Below are 18,107 nucleotides of genomic sequence, written 5' to 3' on the forward strand. Positions count from 1 at the left end.
AAAAAGGGGCGTCGCGAACGACGCCCCGAGAAGGGAAGAGACTGACGAATGCGGGGCAGGGGTAGAAAGCCCCGCATCCCTCACTTGCCTGCCGGTGAAACCGGCAGGCTCCGGGCCGCCAGGGTGACCTGGACGGTGGAGGAGAGAGCCCGGGACGAAGCGCCCAGGGCGATGTCGTACTGGCCGGCCGCGATCGACCAGCCGTGGGCCTTGCCATCCCAGACGGCCAGCAGGCGCGGGTCGACCGTCAGGGTCACGCGCTGCGTCGCGCCGGGGGCGAGGGAAACCTTCTTGAAGCCGGCCAGGCGCTTGGGCGCTTCCCAGCCACCAGCCTGGGGCGCGACATAGACCTGCGGCACGTCCTTGCCGGCGCGGGCCCCGACGTTCCTGACGTCGAAACTGACCGTCACCTTGTCGCCCGCCGCCGTGGCGGTCAGGCCCGAATAGGCGAACCTCGTGTAGGACAGGCCGTGGCCGAACGGGAACAGCGGCTCGATCTTCTTGAGGTCGTACCACTTGTAGCCGACGGCGGCGCCTTCGACGTTGTAGTCGACATCGAACATCTCGCCCTCGGCCTTGCCGACGCCGTCCAGCTTCGGGCGCGGCAGGTCGACCACGCTCTTGGGGAAGCTGACGGGCAGGCGGCCGGTCGCGTCGACCTCGCCGGTCAGGACGCGGGCGATGGCCTCGCCGCCGGCGGTGCCCGGGAACCAGGCCTCGAGCACGGCGCCGACCTTGTCGAGCCAGGGCATGACCACCGGACCGCCGGTGATCAGCACGACCACCGTCTTCTGGTTGGCCGAGGCCACGGCGTCGATCGTGGCGTCCTGGTTGCGCGGCAGGTTGAGGTCGGAGACGTCCCGCGACTCGGTGGTCCACTGGTCGGCGAAGACCACGGCCAGGTCGCTGTCGGCGGCCAGCTTGGCGGCGCGGGCGGCGTCCGTACCGTCGTCATAGACGACCTTGGCGGCGGGATAGCGGGCCTGCAGCGCCTTCAGCGGCGAGGACGGATAGTAGATCACCGGGCCCGGCCAGGTGGCGGGCTCAAGACCTTTTACGGCCCGGCCGCCGACCGGATAGACCTGCGAGGAGCCGCCGCCCGACAGCACGCCGACGTCCGCATGGGCGCCGATCACGGCGATGGTCTTGGCGGTCTTGGCCAGGGGCAGCAAGTCGCCGTCGTTCTTCAAGAGGACGATGCCTTCCTCGGCGTCGGCCTGGGTGACCTTGGCGTGGGCGGCCAGGGTGGCGGCCGGCAGGTCGACCGGGGCCGGGTTGACCACCGGATGGTCGACGAGGCCGCTGGCGAACATGGCGCGCAGCACGCGGCGGGCCATGTCGTCGATGCGGGCCTGGCTGACCTTGCCGGCGGCCAGGTCGGCCTTCAGCGGCGCGCCGAAGAAGGGTTCCTTGTCGAAGGCCTCGCCGGCCGATTCCTGGTCGAGGCCAGCATTGGCCGCCTTGGCCGACGAGTGGTCGGCGCCCCAGTCCGACATGACGTAGCCCTTGTAACCCCAGTCCTTCTTCAGGACGGTGTTCAGCAGCCAGTCGTTCTCGCAGGCATAGTCGCCGTTGACGCGGTTGTAGGCGCACATCACCGAGTGCGGGTCCGATTGCTCGATGGCGAACTGGAAGGCCAGCAGGTCCGAGGTGCGGGCGGCCGCATCGTCGATGTTGCTGCTGACCACGAAGCGGCCGGTTTCCTGGCCGTTCAGGGCGTAGTGCTTGATCGTCGAGATGATGTGGTTGGACTGGATGCCCTTGATCTGGGCGGCGACCATCGCGCCGGCCAGCCAGGGATCCTCGCCGACATATTCGAAGTTCCGGCCGTTGCGCGGCTCGCGCATCAGATTCACGCCGCCGGCCAGCTGGACATTGAAGCCCGAGTCGCGGGCCTCCTTGCCGATCATCGCGCCGCCCTTGAAGGCCAGCTCGGGGTTCCAGGTCGCGGCGGTGGCCAGGCCCGAGGGCAGGGCGGTGCGGGCGCGCAGGTCCTGGTGGCTGCCCTGGGTGGCGACGCCGACGCCGGCGTCGGTCTGCCACTGGCCGGGGATGCCCAGGCGCGGCACGCCGGCGACATAGCCGGCCGAGGCGTCATGCGAGTCCTCGTGGCGCGTGTACTTCGGCTTCATGTCCGAGCCGAAGTAGCCAAAGATGACCGTGAACTTCTCGTCGTTGGTCATCGCCTTCAGCGCCAGGTCGGCGCGGGCGTCGGGGTTGAGCTTGGCGTTCAGCCAGGGATGGGCCGGGGCGGCCGCCGGTTTCTTGGCGGTGTCGGCCAAGGCCGGAGCGGCGGTGAGCACCGAGGCGGAAGCGCCGATCAGCAGGGCGAGCCGCAGGCCCCGCCAGGTCGTCCGAGTCATGTTTCCTCCGTCGTGTTCTTCTTGGCGCCCCGCGCGGCTCTCGGACCGGGTCGGGGAGGGGTTCAAGTCTTTCGCCGGGGCGGTGGGCCGCTCCGGGCGGGACCGGTGGATTCGCGCACCACCAGGCTGTGCTGCGCGAGGAAGGGCGTGTTGGTCTTGCCGGCGCCTTCGTTGGCGTTCCACGCCGCGAAGGTGTGCATGGCGCGCAGAGCCATCTGGTCGAACGGCTGACGGATCGTGGTCAGGGTCGGCCAGATCACGCCGGCGATCGGGGCGTCGTCGAAGCCGACCACCGAGACATCGTCCGGAATCCGCAGGCCCCGGCGCTGGACTTCCATGCAGGTGGCGGCGGCCATGTCGTCATTGGCGGCGAAGATCGCGGTCGGCGGCTCGTCGATGTCCAGCAACTGGCGGGCCGCGTCGAGACCGGTCTTGAAGGTGAACTCACCGCCGACGATCAGCTCGGGCGGCGGGCGCGGCAGGCCTCGCGCGGCATAGGCCTCGAAGAAGCCGTTGCGGCGGTGGGTGCTGGCGGCGTGGTCCGGGTGGCCGGCGATGTGGCCGATCCGGGTATGGCCCAGCGAGAACAGGTGCTCGACCACCTCGCGCGCGGCGGCCCGGTCGTCCATGCCGATGGCCGGAAACTGCGGGTCGGGCGTGGTCGGCGTGATCAGCACGCAGCGCACGTCCAGTTCGCGCATCAGGTCCTTCATCGGGCCGAAGTCGCATTCCGGCGGCAGCAGGATCATCTCGCGGATGCCGCCGTCGCGGACGAAGGCGCGGACGCGGTCGGCCCAGCCGGGGATCGGGCCCTCGGACAGGTCGACCGACAGGTGGCGGCCGGTCTCGACGCAGGCCACCAGCAGGGCATGGTGGACGCGGGTGTGGTAGCCGCCGGACGGATCGCCCATCAGCACCCCGACCGAACCGGACCCCTGCGAGCGCAGGCTGCGGGCCACGGCGCTGGGCTGATAGTCCAGCTCGGTCATGGCCGCGCGGACACGGTCGCGCGTCTTGGCGCTGACACTGTCGTGATCGTTGAGAACGCGGGAGACGGTCTTGGGCGAAACGCCCGCCCGTTCGGCCACGTCGGTGATCGTCGTCATGGGTCCCCGTATCCCCAACCGCCAAGCTTGTCGGCGCCACCCCAGCAGTGAAAGGCGGCGTCCACAAGGCGGTGAACTGTCAGAGCCATAGTTCATGTTGTCTTGGATGTCATGTCTGTGGGACAAAAATGGGTCAAAAAACACTGTCGAACGGGACATTTTCAGGACATTTCGGCCGGCCGAAGCTCTGCTTCCGGGGTGTCTAGCAAGGCGTTCTGGGCGAGTCGGTCGTATTGTGACGTTGGTGCAAAGTTGGATGTGTCGTCGCCGTTGTCTTCAGGAAAAGTCTAGTTAAAACAGGGAATTTATGTCCGATGTCGCGAGTCTCTGGGCGCTGAACGGCTCCGCGACAGGGGTTCCCGCTTGTGGCGACGCCCAGTTAAAACCCTTGTCTCGCGGGAATGACAACGTTGACATTGTTGTTGACTTGCCTGGGACATTTGGAGAATGTGGCGACGTTCGATGAAGGCGCGGGGCCGGAGTCGAGCGTCCGGCGCCGGGGTCGCCGAGGATCTTGTCCGATCGCAAGACATGCGACGGACGGGTTCCCAAAAGCCTCAAACGCTTCTCGAAAGCCGCCGACAAGAGCGGCGGCGCGAGCAGCGGGCGGGCGGCCAATAAGAACGACTTATTTTGGGGAGCGAGGAATTGTCACAGGAAGCAAGGAAAGCCGTGCTCAGGCGCGGCCTGACGCTGGCGCTGGTCGCCGGCGCGTCGCAATTGGCTCTGGTCACCGGGGCTTTCGCCCAGGACACCGGTCAGACCCAGGTCGAGGAAATCGTCGTCACCGGCGTCCGCGGCTCGCAGATCAAGTCGGTGGACGTGAAGCGCCGCGAGGTCTCCATCGTCGACGCCATCTCGGCGGAAGACATCGGCAAGCTGCCGGATGTCACCATCGCCGACTCGCTGCAGCGCATCTCGGGCATCCAGATTCAACGCAACGCCGGTGAAGGCGCCACGGTCAACATCCGGGGGCTGGCCCAGGTCATCACCCTGTTGAACGGCGAACAGTATCTTAGCGCCGGCAACCTGGGCTCGGCCCAGCCGAACCTGCTGGACGTGCCCTCGCAGCTGATGAACCAGGTGCTGGTCTACAAGTCGACCAATTCGAAGAACGCCCTGTCGGGCGTGTCGGGCACGATCGACCTGCGCACCCGCCGCCCGTTCCAGTTCAGCAACGGCCTGACCATGACCGGCGCGGCCGAGGCCCAGCGCGGCGAGCGCACCAAGAAGGACGACTACCTGATCAACGGCGTCGTCAACTGGCGCAACGACAATGTCGGCCTGATGATCTCGGCCGCCAACAGCAAGTCGAACCTGGGTAACAACTCCTCGGGCGTCGTCGGTCTGTCCGGCAACAACGACTGGGGTGGCTCGGCGGCGAACAACTGGGTTTCGCCGCACGGCTACGAAAGCTTCAACCGCGTGGTCGAGCGCAAGCGCCTCGGCGTGAACGCGGCGTTCGAAGCGCACCTGGGCGAAGGCTTCACGCTGATCGCCGAAGGTTTCTACGCCAAGCTGGACGAGTACAATCGCGGCGCCGGCATCAACATCTCGAACCGCTGGGACGGCGGCGCCTTCGGCGTCTGGAACCAGCCGACCATCTTCGACAAGGGCATCACCAGCCCGTCCAACGGCCGCCCGTGGCTGGCCGTCGACGAGTACAATATCGACGCTTGGTGGGTGAACTCGTTCACCGTCAACCGGGTCACCAAGTCGACCTCGAAGAACTACAACCTCGAGCTCAACTACGACAACGGCGGCCCCTTCACGTTCGAAACGCGCGCCATCCGCGCCGACGGCCACCGCCTCAGCATGAACGGCCAGGCCCAGGGCGACCTCAGCAACTGGCAGTACGGCCCGAACCGCTTCAACCTGTTCCGCGACGCCAACGACCGCACGCGTGGTCCGTTCTATCCGAAGGCGATCTGCGACCAGTATCCGGCCACCCAGCGCAGCAACGCGATCTCCGGCAGCGCCGGCGGCTGCTATCTGAACCCGAACCCGCAGGGCTACGGCCAGAACCCGCAGCTGACCTACAACATCGGCGGCGATCATCCGGTGTGGGGCGGCTTCGACCGTCCGATCACCGGCGGCCTGGGCGCGGGCAAGTCGCTCAAGGACTACATGGCGAACAAGGACAGCTACGCCATCGGCGCCTTCTCGTCGGAAGGCAATAACGAAGTCGACTCGGACATGAACGTGTTCCGCGCCGACGGCCACTACAAGTTCGACGACAAGCTGCTGGGCTTCATCACCAAGGTCGACGCCGGCGTCCGCTTCAGCGACCGCTCGGTCAGCGTCGAGCAGTTCCACCTGTTCTCGGGCTTCTACGGCGGCGTTCCCGGCGCGGTGCAGGCCAACGGCACGCCCGTGCCGGCCGGCGGCTGCGAGGCCCAGTGGAAGGCCATCGACGTCGTCATGAACCAGAACCAGTGCCAGGCGGGCGAGTTCGTGCCCGATCCGGTCACGGGCCTGCCGGTGTTCCAGGGCTATACGGTCAACAAGCCGACCAAGCTCTCGACCTACAACAACGTGATCTGGGTCGATGACCTGGGTGGGATCACGTCCGGTATCCCGGGCTTCTGGACGATCGACCCGCACGATTTCGACAACGTGAAGGCCTTCCACGACAAGGTCTTCGGCGGTTCGATCCGCGTCCAGGTCCCCGGCCAGACCTACGATGTCACGCTGAAGGAGCAGAACGCGTATGGCGCGGCTGACTTCGAGATTGGCAAGCTGCACGGCAACGTCGGTGTGCACGTGATCGAGACCCAGCTGACCGTGAAGCAGAACCTGACCGGCGACACCCGCAACTACGGCGACACCAACGCCGACGCGGGCGACAACGTCACCAAGCGCAAGTACACCGACTGGCTGCCGTCGGTGAACGCGGTCTACGACGTCAACGACCACATCAAGCTTCGCGCGGCCTACGCCAAGACCATGCAACCGCTGGATCTGGGCAGCTACGGCGGTGGTCTGAAGATCAACACCGCCGACTGCGGCGCGGCCCTGCCGAACGTGCGTTGCGTCACCAGCGCCAACGCCGACGGCAACCCGATGTTGAACCCCTGGCGCTCGCAGAACTTCGACGGCGCCGTCGAGTACTACTTCGGCCGCGCCTCGATGCTGAACATCTCGGCCTTCAAGCTGAAGATCGACAGCTTCGTGACGGGCGGCCAGACGACCGGTCGCTTCCCCGACCAGGACGGCGTCATCCGTCGCACCGTCAATGTCACCCTGCCCATCCAGGGATCGGGCGGCTCGGTCAAGGGCTTGGAAGTCGGCGCCAAGCTGGCCTTCAGCGACATCATCCCGGACATGGGCCTGCTGTCGAACTTCGGCGTGGACAGCAACTACACCTACTCGCCCAGCCACGAGAGCCGTCTGGATCTGGAGAAGAAGGAGATCCCGTTCTTCGACAACTCCAAGCACCAGTTCAACCTGGTCGGCTGGTACCAGGACGACAAGCTGCAGGCTCGCGTCGCCTACAACTACCGGACGGCGCGGTTGTCCGGCACGATGGGCGGCGGTGATGATCCCAGCAATCCGACCAAGCCGCCGGAGCAGCGCATCTCCTACGTGATCCCGATCATGCAGAAGGCCACCGGTTACGTGGATGTGAACGTCAGCTACAACGTTCGCGACAACGTCACGGTCTACTTCAACGGGTCGAACGTCACCGGCGAGATCGAGGACTACTACCTCCGCTTCGCCAAGGGCCAGACCCAGTACGCCAACCAGAACGAGTTCGAGCCCCGCTACACGCTGGGCGTCCGGGCTCGCTGGTAATCTAGATCCCTCTCACCTCCTGCGGCCGCCGTGGAACCCCCACGGCGGCTTTCTTTTTTTGAGAGCCCCATTCTTTTGGGAGGGCTTGGGCCTGTCCGGCCCACGCGCGAGCCGATAGCCTGGAGCCTAACCGGACGAAGACGCCGGGAAGTCGGGAGCAAGCCCATGCAGGACAATCGAATCCGCAAGCTGGTGATCGTCGGCGGGGGCACGGCCGGCTGGATGGCGGCGGCCGCGCTGCGCCGGCACTTCCAGGGCGGTCCGCTCGAGATCACCCTGGTCGAAAGCTCAGAGATCGGCACGATCGGGGTGGGCGAGGCGACCATCCCCACCATCCGCGCCTTCTACAACCAGCTGGGTCTGACCGACATCGAAGTGATGCGGGCCACCCAGGCGACCTGCAAGCTGGGCATCCGCTTCAACGGCTGGGTCCGCGAGGGCCAGTCGTTCATCCATCCGTTTGGCCACTTCGGCCAGGACCTGCGCGGCGTGCCGTTCCACCACTATTGGCGCAAGCTGGGGGAGGCCGGCGAGCCGACCAACATCGCCGACTATTCGCTGGGCGCGTCCCTGGCCGATGCCGGCAAGTTCATGGCCCCCAGCCGCAACCCGGCCTCGACCCTGTCGGTCTTCGACTGGGCCCTGCACTTCGACGCCGGCCTGTTCGCCCAGCTGATGCGCCGGGTGGCCGAGGAGAATGGCGTCCGCCGCATCGACGCCAAGGTCACCAAGGTCAACCTCCGCCCCGAGGACGGCTTCATCGCCTCGCTGGACCTGCACACCGGCCAGACCATCGAGGGCGACCTCTTCATCGACTGTTCGGGTTTCCGGGGCCTGCTGATCGAGGAAGCCCTCCAGACCGGCTACGAGCACTGGAACGACATGCTGTTCTGCGACCGCGCCTATGCGGTGCAGAGCGAGGGTGTCGGGGATCCCATGCCGTACACCGACGTCACCGCCCACAGCGCCGGCTGGCGCTGGCGCATTCCGCTGCAGCATCGCTACGGCAATGGCTACGTCTATTCCTCGCGCCACATCAGCGACGAGAACGCTCTGGCCGAGCTGAAGGCGGCGATCCCCGATCCGCTGCTGCACGAACCGCGCCTGATCCGCTTCAACCCCGGCCGCCGCAAGCAGGTCTGGAACAAGAACGTCATCGCCCTGGGCCTGGCTTCGGGCTTCCTGGAGCCGCTGGAAAGCACCTCGATCGCCCTGATCGAGACGGGCATCGAGAAGATCAAGGCGCTGTTCCCGGACAAGGATTTCGCGCCCGAGGTCGTCGACGAGTTTAACGACTGGTCGCGTCGCGAGATGGAGCGCGTGCGCGACTTCATCATCCTGCACTACTGGGCCAACAAGCGTGGCGACACCGCGTTCTGGCGCGACTGCAACAAGGTCGTGCTGCCTGAGGCCCTGCGGCGCAAGGTCGACCTCTTCACCCAGCGCGGCCACTTCGTGCGCTACCGCTGGGAGATGTTCGCCCCGCCCAGCTGGATGGCGATCTATGCCGGCTTCGAGCTGCTGCCAGAGACCGTGGATCCGTCGCTGGACGGCATAGATCCTAAGACTCTCAGCGCGCCGCTCGCCGAGATGCGCAAGGCCATCCGCGACGTCGTGGCCAATGCCCCGCCGCACGAAGCCTTCCTCGACCAATACTGCCGCCCAGCGCCGATAGCGGCTGAGTAGGACCATGCCGATGACCAACACCAATCCCAACGCCATCAGGAAGATCGTCATCGTCGGCGGCGGCTCGGCCGGCTGGATCTCGGCGGCGATGCTGGCCCACTATTTCGAGAAGGGGGCTGCCCAAGAGGCAAGGTGTGAAGTCGAGCTGATCGAGTCCGAGGAGATCGGCACGATCGGGGTGGGGGAGTCGACCATCCCGCCGTTCCTGCAACTGATCGCCAGCCTTGGCATCGACGAGCGCGAATTCATCCAGGCCACCCAGGCCAGCTTCAAGCTGGGCATCCGGTTCGAGGACTGGAAGCAGAAGGGCCAGCACTACTACCACCCGTTCGGCGCCATCGGCGGCCCGATCGGTCCGCACGAGTTTTATCAGTGCTGGCTGCGGGCCAAGGCCAACGGCCATCCGTCGGAACTGCAGGACTTCGCGCCCGGAACGGTGATGGCCGACCAGGGAAAGTTCATGCTGCCGTTCAAGGCCCAGCGGTCGCTGATCGCCGGGGCCAGCTACGCCCTGCATATCGACGCGCGCCTGATCGCCAAGGTCCTGCGCGGCTTCGCCGAGGCGCGCGGCGTCAAGCGCACCGAAGGCATCGTCACCGACGTGGTCACGCACCCGGACGGCTCGGTCGCCAAGGTCGTCATGAAGAACGGTCAGGAAGTCGAGGGCGACCTCTTCATCGACTGCTCGGGCTTCCGCGCCCTGCTGATCGGCAAGACCCTGGACGTGCCGTTCAACGACTGGTCCGACATGCTGCTGTGCGACCGCGCGGTGGTGGTGCAGACGGAGAACATCGGCGAACCGCACCCCTACACCCTGTCCAAGGCCGAGGACGCCGGCTGGCGCTGGCGCATCCCGCTGCAGCACCGGGCCGGCAACGGTTATGTGTTCAGCTCCAGGCATCTCAGCGACGACGAGGCGCGCGCCACCCTGGTGCGCAACGTCCAGGGTCCGATGCTGATGGAGCCGATGTTCATCCCCTTCAAGACCGGCATGCGCCAGCGCCTGTGGGAGAAGAACGTGGTCGCCGTGGGCCTGGCCGGCGGCTTCATCGAGCCGCTGGAGTCGACGGCCCTGCACCTGATCTATCGCGGCATGGACTTCCTGCTGCGGTTCTTCCCCGACCGCGACTGCAGCCCGGCCCTGGCGGCCGAGTACAACCGGCGCATGACCGCCGACTATGAGGAGATCCGCGACTTCATCGTGCTGCACTACTGCACGACCCAGCGCGACGACATGCCGTTCTGGCGTGATGTCCGCCAGGCGCCGGTCCCCGACAGCCTCAAGGCCCGCATGGAGCTCTTCAAGGCCCACGGCGTGCTGCGCGAGGGCGTCGACGAGATGTTCCGCAATCCGTCCTGGCAGTCGGTGATGGAGGGCATGGGCGTGCGGCCGCGGCGCTACCAGCAACTGGTCGACACCGCGCCCTACGAAGTCATTTCGCAGACCCTGGACCAGTCCAAACCGATGCTGGCCGCCCAGGTCGCGGGCCTGCCCAGCCACGGCGAATTCCTGGCCCAGAACTGCCCCGCGCCGCCGCCGGAATCGGTGGCCGCGCCGTTCAAGACGGTGGCTTAGACCCGCTTCATCGAAATGATCTTCACCGGCGGGTTCAGGATCTGGCCCTTCATCGACGGCACGTTGGTCTCGCCGTCGGTGCGGCCGGCCAGGATCTTCTTCACGACGTCCATGCCCTGCACGACCTTGCCGAACACAGCGTAGCCGGCGGCGGCGTCGCTCTTGCCCGGCTTGGCGTCGAGATAGGGCTGGGCGCTGGCGCAGATGAAGAAGTCGGCGGTGGCCGAGCCGGGCGCGTCGCGGCCCATCGAGATGGCGCCGGCCGTGTGCCTCAGGCCGGTTTTCAGCGTGCTCTCGTGGGCGATCGGCGGGGCGCGGCGGGAATAGGGCTTGGGCTGGCCCTGGATCGAGCCGGCGCCCGGCGCGCCCTTGGCCCGGTTGGCGCGGAAGAACTGGCCGCCGTCGAAGCGGTGGCGATCGACATAGGTCAGGAAGTTGGCGGCCGTGATCGGGGCCTTCTTGTCTTCCAGCTCGACGACGATGGTCCCCTTGTCGGTCTCGATCGCCACGCGCGGCTTGCCGGCGGCGCCCCAAGCAGACGTAACAAGTCCCGAGGTCGAGGCCAGCAGGGCGAGGGCGGCGCCGATCACGGCGCGGCGGACGATCTGGTTCATCGGAATCCTACCAAAGGTTCGCGCGGACCCTAGCCGATGGCGTGCGCCGAAGTCGACCGGGGGACCGACCTTGGCAAATTGATGGTAGCGCTACCGAAAAAGCTTGATCTAAGAATCCCGTTCTCTGAGCTAGGCTCTCCTGGAGTTAGGTTTTGGGGCGACCGCGGGAGACACGCGGCGTGATCGAGGGAAGGGACAAGCGTAATGGGGGCTGACAGCCAAGCCGCGCCCGCGTCGAAGCCGGGCAAGGGGCGCGACGTGCTGGTGATCGGGGCGTCCTCGCTCGGCACCGTGTTCGAGTGGTACGACTTCTATCTCTACGGTTCGCTGGCGGTGATCATCACCAGCCACTTCTTCTCGGGCGTCAACGAGACCACCGGCTTCATCCTGGCCCTGCTGGCCTTCGCCGCCGGCTTCGCGATCCGGCCGCTGGGGGCGGTGATCTTCGGACGGCTGGGCGACATCTGGGGCCGCAAGAACACCTTCCTGATCACCATGCTGCTGATGGGGGTCTCGACCTTCGTGGTCGGGCTGCTGCCGTCATACGAGCAGATCGGCATCGCCGCGCCGATCGCCCTGGTCGTCATGCGCCTGGTTCAGGGCCTGGCCCTGGGCGGCGAATACGGCGGCGCCGCGACCTATGTCGCCGAGCACGCGCCCGAGGGCCGGCGCGGCTTCTACACCAGCTGGATCCAGACCACGGCGACCGTGGGTCTGTTCCTGTCGCTGCTGGTCATCCTGCTCGTCCGCACCCAGTTGGGCGAGGACGCCTTCAAGGCCTGGGGCTGGCGCGTGCCATTCCTGGTCTCGCTGCTGCTGCTGGGCGTGTCGCTGTGGATCCGCCTGAAGCTGCACGAGAGCCCGACCTTCCAGCGCATGATCGCCGAGGGGAAGGGGACCAAGAAGCCGCTGGCCGAGGCCTTCGGCCAGTGGAAGAACCTCAAGGTCGTGCTGCTGGCGCTGTTCGGCCTGACCATGGGCCAGGCGGTGGTCTGGTACTGCGGCCAGTTCTACGCCCAGTTCTTCCTGGAAAAGACCCTGAAGGTCGACGGCGCCCTGGCCAACCTGCTGATCGCCAGCGGCCTGCTGATCGGCACGCCGTTCTTCGTGTTCTTCGGCTGGCTGTCGGACAAGATCGGCCGCAAGTGGATCATCATCGCCGGCTGCGTGCTGGCGGCGGCGACCTATTTCCCGATCTTCAAGGCCATCACCACCTACGCCAACCCGCTGCTGGCCCGGGCGGAAGCCTCGGCGCCGGTGACGGTCTCGGCCGATCCGGCCACCTGCGCCTTCCAGTTCGACCCGGTCGGCAAGGCCAAGTTCAACACCGCCTGCGACGTGGCCAAGGCCTATCTGGCCAAGGCCGGCGTCACCTATTCGGTGCGTGAGGCCAGCCCGGGCGCGCCGACCATCGTGCAGGTCGGCGGCGTGACGCTGTCGGGCTTCGACGCAAGAGGCGCGACCGGGCTGGCCTTCGCCGCCGAGCGCAAGGCTTGGGAGGCCGATCTCGGCGACCAGCTGAAGGTCGCCGGCTATCCGGCCAAGGCCGACAGCCAGCTGGTCGACAAGCCCAAGGTCATCGGCCTGCTGTTCCTGCTCGTCCTGTATGTGACCATGGTCTACGGCCCGATCGCGGCCATGCTGGTCGAGCTGTTTCCGACCCGGATCCGCTATACGGCCATGTCGCTGCCCTACCACCTGGGCAACGGGTGGTTCGGCGGCTTCCTGCCCACGACCTCGTTCGCGATCGTGGCGGCGACGGGCGATGTCTATTCGGGCCTCTGGTACCCGGTGATCATCGCCTCGGTGACCGCCGTTATCGGCGGTCTGTTCCTGAAGGACACGCGCCACAACGTGATCGACGACTAGGCAGCCGCCTCCCGCAACCCGGCCGCCGCGCCGGCGCCGGGTTGCCATCGGCGTCCTATTCCGCTTGGTTGGGGTCGAGGGGAGCGTCGATGGCGCAAGATGATGACGACCGGCGCGCCTGGTTCAGGCGTGAGATCCTGCCGCTGGAGCCGGATCTGCTGGCCTATGCGCGGCAGTTCTGTCGCGACGGCCAGACCGATCCCGAGGATCTGGTCCACGAGACCTTCGCTCGCGCGATCGCCTGCAAGACCTGGCGCGAGATCGGCAATCCGGGCGCTTTCGCCACCCGCATCCTGCGCAACTGCGCGCTCGACGCGCTGCGCCGCCGCAAGGTGCTGACCATCACCGCCGTCGCCGACTTCGACCGCATCGAGCCGATCGACGAGGCGCCGACCGCGCAGAGGGTGCTCGAATCACGCGAGGAGCTGCGGCTGCTGGCCGACGCGATCGCCGAACTTCCGACTCAATGCCGACGCGTCTTTACGTTGAGAAAAGTTTATAGCCTCTCGCCCGAGGACATAGCGGTTCGGCTCGGACTATCCGTCTCTACTGTTGAGAAGCATCTGGTGAAGGGCCTTCGGTACTGTTCCGACAAGTTGGGACGTCGTATCGGACGCAAGAATAAGGTCGACGAAGGACGCTCATGGAGCGCGAGACGGGATCACGACGCGAAGCGGTAAGGCAGGCGGCCGCCCTCTGGGTGGTCCGGCTTGACGATCCTTCGTGCTCGGCCGCCGATCGCGCCGCCTTCGAGGCCTGGCGCGACGACAGCCACGAGCATGAGGCCGCCTACGAGCGCGAAGCCGCCGCCTGGGCGCGGCTTGAGCGTCTGCGCGCCCTGCGTCCGGGCGTGGAGCGTCCGGATCGCGACCTGCTGGCCGAGCGCCGCCCGAGCGTGGCCCGCGCGCCTTGGGCTCGCGGCATGGCCGCCGCGGCCGCCATCGCCCTGGTCGTGGCCGGCACGATGACGTTCGACGGCGGCACGGCCTACGCCACCGCCATCGGCGAGCGCCGCGTGGTGGTCCTTAGCGACAACAGCCGTATCGAGCTCAATACCGACAGCAAGGTCGTCGTTCGCTACCGCAAGGGCGTGCGCGAGGTGAAGCTCATCAAGGGCGAGGCGGTGTTCGAAGCCGCCAAGGACGTCCGCCCGTTCGTGATCAAGGCCGCGGACGCGGTCATGCAGGCCGACAGCTCCACCGAGATGGCCGTGCGTCTGCGCTCGGACGGCGCGGCCGTGACCGTCAAGCGCGGCGCGGTCGACCTCGACGCGACCCCGGGCGAGCACAAGGGCGAGCGCAAGGACGAGCGCAAGGACGACCTGCGTCTGACGGCCGGCGTCACCGCCATCTACAGCTCGGCCGGCAGCCGTTCGCGCGCGGTATCCGACAGCGAGATCGACCGGGCCCTGGCCTGGCGACAGGGCGCGATCGCCCTGAACGGTCAGTCGCTGGAGCAGGCGGTCGCCGAGTTCAACCGCTACAACCGGCAGCAGATTCGCATCGCCGATCCGTCGATCTCGGGCCTGCGCCTGGCCGGTTATTTTCAGACCACCGAACCCAACAGCTTCGTCAGCGCGGTGACCAGCGCCTTCCCCGTGCGCGCCGCCGCGGGCTCGGATGGGGCCATCCGCCTGTCGCGTCGCGCGGTCCCCGAAAAGATCGGCTGAGAAAAAGTGGGCTGAAAAATTTTCCGGCCGAGTGGCGGAAATGGAGAGCCCTCGCGTCGGTAGGGCTGAAGGCGTCTTCCCATGGGGATGGATGACGCCCCCGAGGGGTTACCAAGAAAAATGTCGATCGACACTCGCCGCCGCACGGTCCGCGGCTTCCTGATGGCGTCCGCCGCCGTGCTCGTCCTGGCCGGTCCGGCCCTGGCGCAAGAGGCCCGGCATAGCTTCAACATTCCGGCCGGCGACGCGGTCAATGCGCTGCAGACCTTCGCCAAGCAATCGGGCAAGCAGGTGCTGTTCCCGTTCGAGGCCGCCTCGGGCAAGACCACGCCGGCGGTGACCGGCGACGTGGCCGACGCCGACGCCCTGGCCCGCCTGACTAAGGCCGCGGGCCTGGTCGTGGCCTCCGACGACGGCAAGACGATCACGCTGCGCCAGGCATCGGCCGTCTCCCCCCAGTCCCAAGCCCCCCAGTCTCCCGGCGCGGGGGCCGGCGCGACGAGTGAAGAGGCCCAGACGGTCGAAGCGATCGTGGTCGTCGGCTCGCAGATCGAAGGCGCCCGCACCACCGAAGCCCTGCCGGTGACGGTGGTCAGCGAGAACGACATCATCGCCACGGGCGCGGTGTCGGGCGACGAACTGTTCCGCGCCATCCCGCAAGCCGGCGACGTGCAGTTCCAGGAAGCCCGCACCACGGGCAACCTGAACGACGCGCGCGGTGACGTGTCCTCGCTGAACCTGCGCAGCCTCGGCACCGGCAACACCCTGGCCCTGCTGAACGGCCGCCGCGCCGTGCTCGCGCCGGGCACGCAGACCGAGAACCTGGTGCCGGTCCAGACCGTCAACACCAACTCGTTCCCGGTCGCGGGCGTCAAGCGGGTGGAAGTCCTGCGCGACGGCGCGGCCGCCATCTACGGCACCGACGCCGTGGCCGGCGTGGTCAACACCGTGCTCGACACCAAGTTCCGCGGCCTGAAGATGGAAGCCCAGTACGGCGGCTCGGAAGGCACCAGCTACCGCGAAGGCTCGTTCAACGTGAAGGCTGGCACGCGCCTGGAAGACGGCACGCGCCTGACCTTCTTCGGCAACTACACCGGCCGTAGCCGTCTGAACGCCAGCGAGCGCGACTATTCCGCCAGCGAGGATCACCGCGCGCAGGTCGCCAACACCCCGTGGGCGGACAACACCACGTTCGACAGCCGCTCGACCTCCAGCCCGTGGGGGTCGTTCACCCTGATCCCGGCGACCACGGCGGTGCGCCAGGGGACGAGCGCCCTGACGACCTCGGGCGTCTTCCACATCGAGCCTGTCAGCAACACGGCGGCCGGCTGCTCCAGCACCGTGCTGACCGGCGGCATCTGCATCAAGTCGGGCACCATCACGGGCGCCAACGACCGCGTGCTGCGCTATGACGAGAACCCCGACCGCACCCTGAAGGGCGGCGTCGAGCGCACCAACCTGTTCTCGACCGTCGAGCACGACTTCGGCGACATCACGGCCTATGGCGAGGCGGGCTACTATCACGCCCTGTTCACCGGCAGCCGCGAGCAGTCCGCGCCGCTGAGCACCGCGCCCATCACCATCGCGGCCAACGCCTACTGGAACCCCTTCGGCCCCGTGGGCAGCGTCAACCGCCTGGCCAACCTGACCGGCGTGCCGACCGGCGGCGCCGCGATGAACATCACCACCTATCGCGTGGTCGACACCGGCCCGCGCACCTACACGGTGACCGACGACAGCTACCGCCTGCTGGGCGGGCTGAAGGGCTCGTGGAACGGCTGGAAGTGGGATTCGGCGGCGCTGTATTCCAAGGCCCGCACCAAGGACATGACGCACAACGCGATCAGCAACACGCTGTTCCAGCAGGCGCTGAACCGCACCGACGCGTCGGCCTACAACCCGTTCAACGGCGGCAACCTGGACAACTACGCGCTGGGCGACACCTCGCCCAACAGCCGCGACACGATCAACTCGTTCCTCATCAACGTCTATCGGATCAGCGAAACCTCGCTGGCCCTGGCCGACTTCAAGGTCTCCAAGAAGGACCTGTTCCGCCTGCCCGGCGGCGACGTCGGCTTCGCGGCCGGCGTCGAGTGGCGCCGCGAGACCTATGACGACAACCGCGACGACCGTCTGGACGGCAAGATCAAGTACACCAACAGCGTCACCGGCGTGACCTACAACACCGACGTCCTGGGCGCCTCGGGTTCGCCAGACGTGCACGGCAGCCGTTCGGTGAAGTCGGCCTTCTTCGAACTGGCGGTGCCGGTCATCTCGCCCGAGATGAACATCCCGTTCGTCGAGGAGATCAGCCTGCAGATCGCCGCCCGCGGCGAGGACTACTCGGATTTCGGCAGCGTCTATAAGCCCAAGGGCGCGATCTACTGGAAGGTGGGCCACGGCCTGGCCTTCCGCGGTTCGGTCTCGCAGAGCTTCCGCGCGCCGAACCTGCCGCAGTTCTACAGCGACGGCGCGACGGTCTCGAACAACCGCATCGACTACGGCGCCTGCCGCCTCAACGGCACGACCTGCGCGACCGCCAGCACGATCGAGTCGCGCAGCGGCAACAAGAACCTGAAGCCGGAAGAGGCCGACAACGCCACGGTCGGCTTCGTCTATCAGCCGACCTTCATTCCGGCCCAGTACGGCAAGCTGACTCTGACGACCGACTTCTGGTCGATCCGCGAGAAGGGCGTTATCGGCGTCGTGGGCGGCTATAACGCCATCGCCTACGACTACTATCTGCGCCTGCACGGCTCGTCGAACCCGAACGTCGTCCGTGATGCGCCGGTGGGCTCGGCCACGGTCGGCAACATCGCCTATATCAACGACACCTATCAGAACCTGCAGCCGCGCATGGTCCAGGGCGCCGACTTCAGCGTCGACTACGACCTGGACGACACCGCCTGGGGCGACTTTGGCCTGTCGGTCAATGTCGCCAAGCTGCTGAAGTACGACCAGTCGGCCAGCCCGCTGGAGTCGCTGCTGCAGAGCGCCGTCGCCGCTGGCGAACTGCCGGGCCTGACGATCTCGTCGGCCGGCAACCAGATCAAGATGGACGGCTACCCCGAGTTCCGCGGCACCGCCAGCTTCACCTGGCGCTACAACGGCTGGGGCGCGGGCGCGTTCGTGCAGTATGTCGGCGATGCCTACGACACCGGCCCGGCCCAGGTGAATGGCGAGTACTTCCCGATCAAGGACTGGACCACGCTCAGCCTCTACGGCCAGTACGCGTTCAAGGACGGCATGTTCGGCGGTTCGACGGTCCGCATCGGCGCGCGCAACGTGTTCGACAAGGATCCGCCGATCTCGGCGTCCAACTTCGGCTACTCGGGCGCCCTGCACAACGCCACGGGCCGCTACTGGTACATGAACCTGTCCAAGAAGTTCTAGTTCACTAACCCGTTTTCCCCGGCGAACGCCGGGGAA

10 protein-coding genes are annotated in these 18,107 nt (G+C 66.9%); 7 read left to right on the top strand and 3 right to left on the bottom strand.

From position 1 onward, the window contains the following. Nucleotides 1-80 precede the first annotated feature (80 nt). Nucleotides 81-2,363 carry a beta-glucosidase family protein gene (locus tag AC1RJ9_RS01190; RefSeq protein WP_492835481.1) on the bottom strand — a complete coding sequence of 761 codons (2,283 nt, stop codon included), beginning with the start codon at nucleotides 2,361-2,363 and terminating at the stop codon, nucleotides 81-83. Between the two features lie 62 nt (nucleotides 2,364-2,425). Beyond that, nucleotides 2,426-3,469: a LacI family DNA-binding transcriptional regulator gene (locus AC1RJ9_RS01195; protein WP_492835479.1), complete on the bottom strand. Its 1,044-nt coding sequence runs from the start codon at nucleotides 3,467-3,469 to the stop codon at nucleotides 2,426-2,428. A 648-nt stretch (nucleotides 3,470-4,117) separates the two neighbouring features. Here AC1RJ9_RS01195 and AC1RJ9_RS01200 point away from each other — a divergent pair. The 3 genes from AC1RJ9_RS01200 to AC1RJ9_RS01210 all read left to right on the top strand — a co-directional run bounded on the left by AC1RJ9_RS01200 (nucleotide 4,118) and on the right by AC1RJ9_RS01210 (nucleotide 10,526). Continuing rightward, the gene (locus tag AC1RJ9_RS01200; RefSeq protein ID WP_492835477.1) at nucleotides 4,118-7,264 is read left to right on the top strand and encodes a TonB-dependent receptor; all 3,147 of its coding nucleotides are present in this window, start codon (nucleotides 4,118-4,120) and stop codon (nucleotides 7,262-7,264) included. 165 nt (nucleotides 7,265-7,429) lie between these two features. After that, nucleotides 7,430-8,950, top strand: coding sequence for a tryptophan halogenase family protein (locus AC1RJ9_RS01205; RefSeq protein WP_492835475.1), 1,521 nt, complete (start codon nucleotides 7,430-7,432; stop codon nucleotides 8,948-8,950). A 10-nt stretch (nucleotides 8,951-8,960) separates the two neighbouring features. Beyond that, entirely contained in the window at nucleotides 8,961-10,526 is a 1,566-nt protein-coding gene (locus AC1RJ9_RS01210; RefSeq protein ID WP_492835473.1) for a tryptophan halogenase family protein, read from the top strand. On the opposite strand, the gene AC1RJ9_RS01215 is transcribed toward AC1RJ9_RS01210, so the two are convergent. Further along, nucleotides 10,523-11,140: a peptidylprolyl isomerase gene (locus AC1RJ9_RS01215; RefSeq protein WP_492835471.1), complete on the bottom strand. Its 618-nt coding sequence runs from the start codon at nucleotides 11,138-11,140 to the stop codon at nucleotides 10,523-10,525. The genes AC1RJ9_RS01210 and AC1RJ9_RS01215 overlap by 4 nt on opposite strands. 204 nt (nucleotides 11,141-11,344) lie before the next feature. On the opposite strand from AC1RJ9_RS01215, the gene AC1RJ9_RS01220 reads away from it, so the two are divergent. The 4 genes from AC1RJ9_RS01220 (at nucleotide 11,345) to AC1RJ9_RS01235 (ending at nucleotide 18,071) form a co-directional block, all read left to right on the top strand. After that, complete coding sequence (locus AC1RJ9_RS01220) at nucleotides 11,345-13,009, top strand: MFS transporter (RefSeq protein WP_492835469.1); 1,665 nt, start codon at nucleotides 11,345-11,347, stop codon at nucleotides 13,007-13,009. A gap of 89 nt (nucleotides 13,010-13,098) precedes the next feature. Next, on the top strand, nucleotides 13,099-13,689 hold the full coding sequence (locus AC1RJ9_RS01225) for an RNA polymerase sigma factor (RefSeq protein ID WP_492835467.1): 591 nt from the start codon (nucleotides 13,099-13,101) through the stop codon (nucleotides 13,687-13,689). After that, on the top strand, nucleotides 13,653-14,678 hold the full coding sequence (locus AC1RJ9_RS01230; protein WP_492835465.1) for a FecR family protein: 1,026 nt from the start codon (nucleotides 13,653-13,655) through the stop codon (nucleotides 14,676-14,678). The genes AC1RJ9_RS01225 and AC1RJ9_RS01230 overlap by 37 nt, the downstream gene beginning before the upstream one ends. Before the next feature lie 120 nt (nucleotides 14,679-14,798). Further along, nucleotides 14,799-18,071: a TonB-dependent receptor gene (locus AC1RJ9_RS01235; RefSeq protein WP_492835463.1), complete on the top strand. Its 3,273-nt coding sequence runs from the start codon at nucleotides 14,799-14,801 to the stop codon at nucleotides 18,069-18,071. The last annotated feature ends 36 nt before the right edge of the window (nucleotides 18,072-18,107 follow it).

The organism is Caulobacter sp. GW822-FHT07D08, assembly GCF_058798735.1.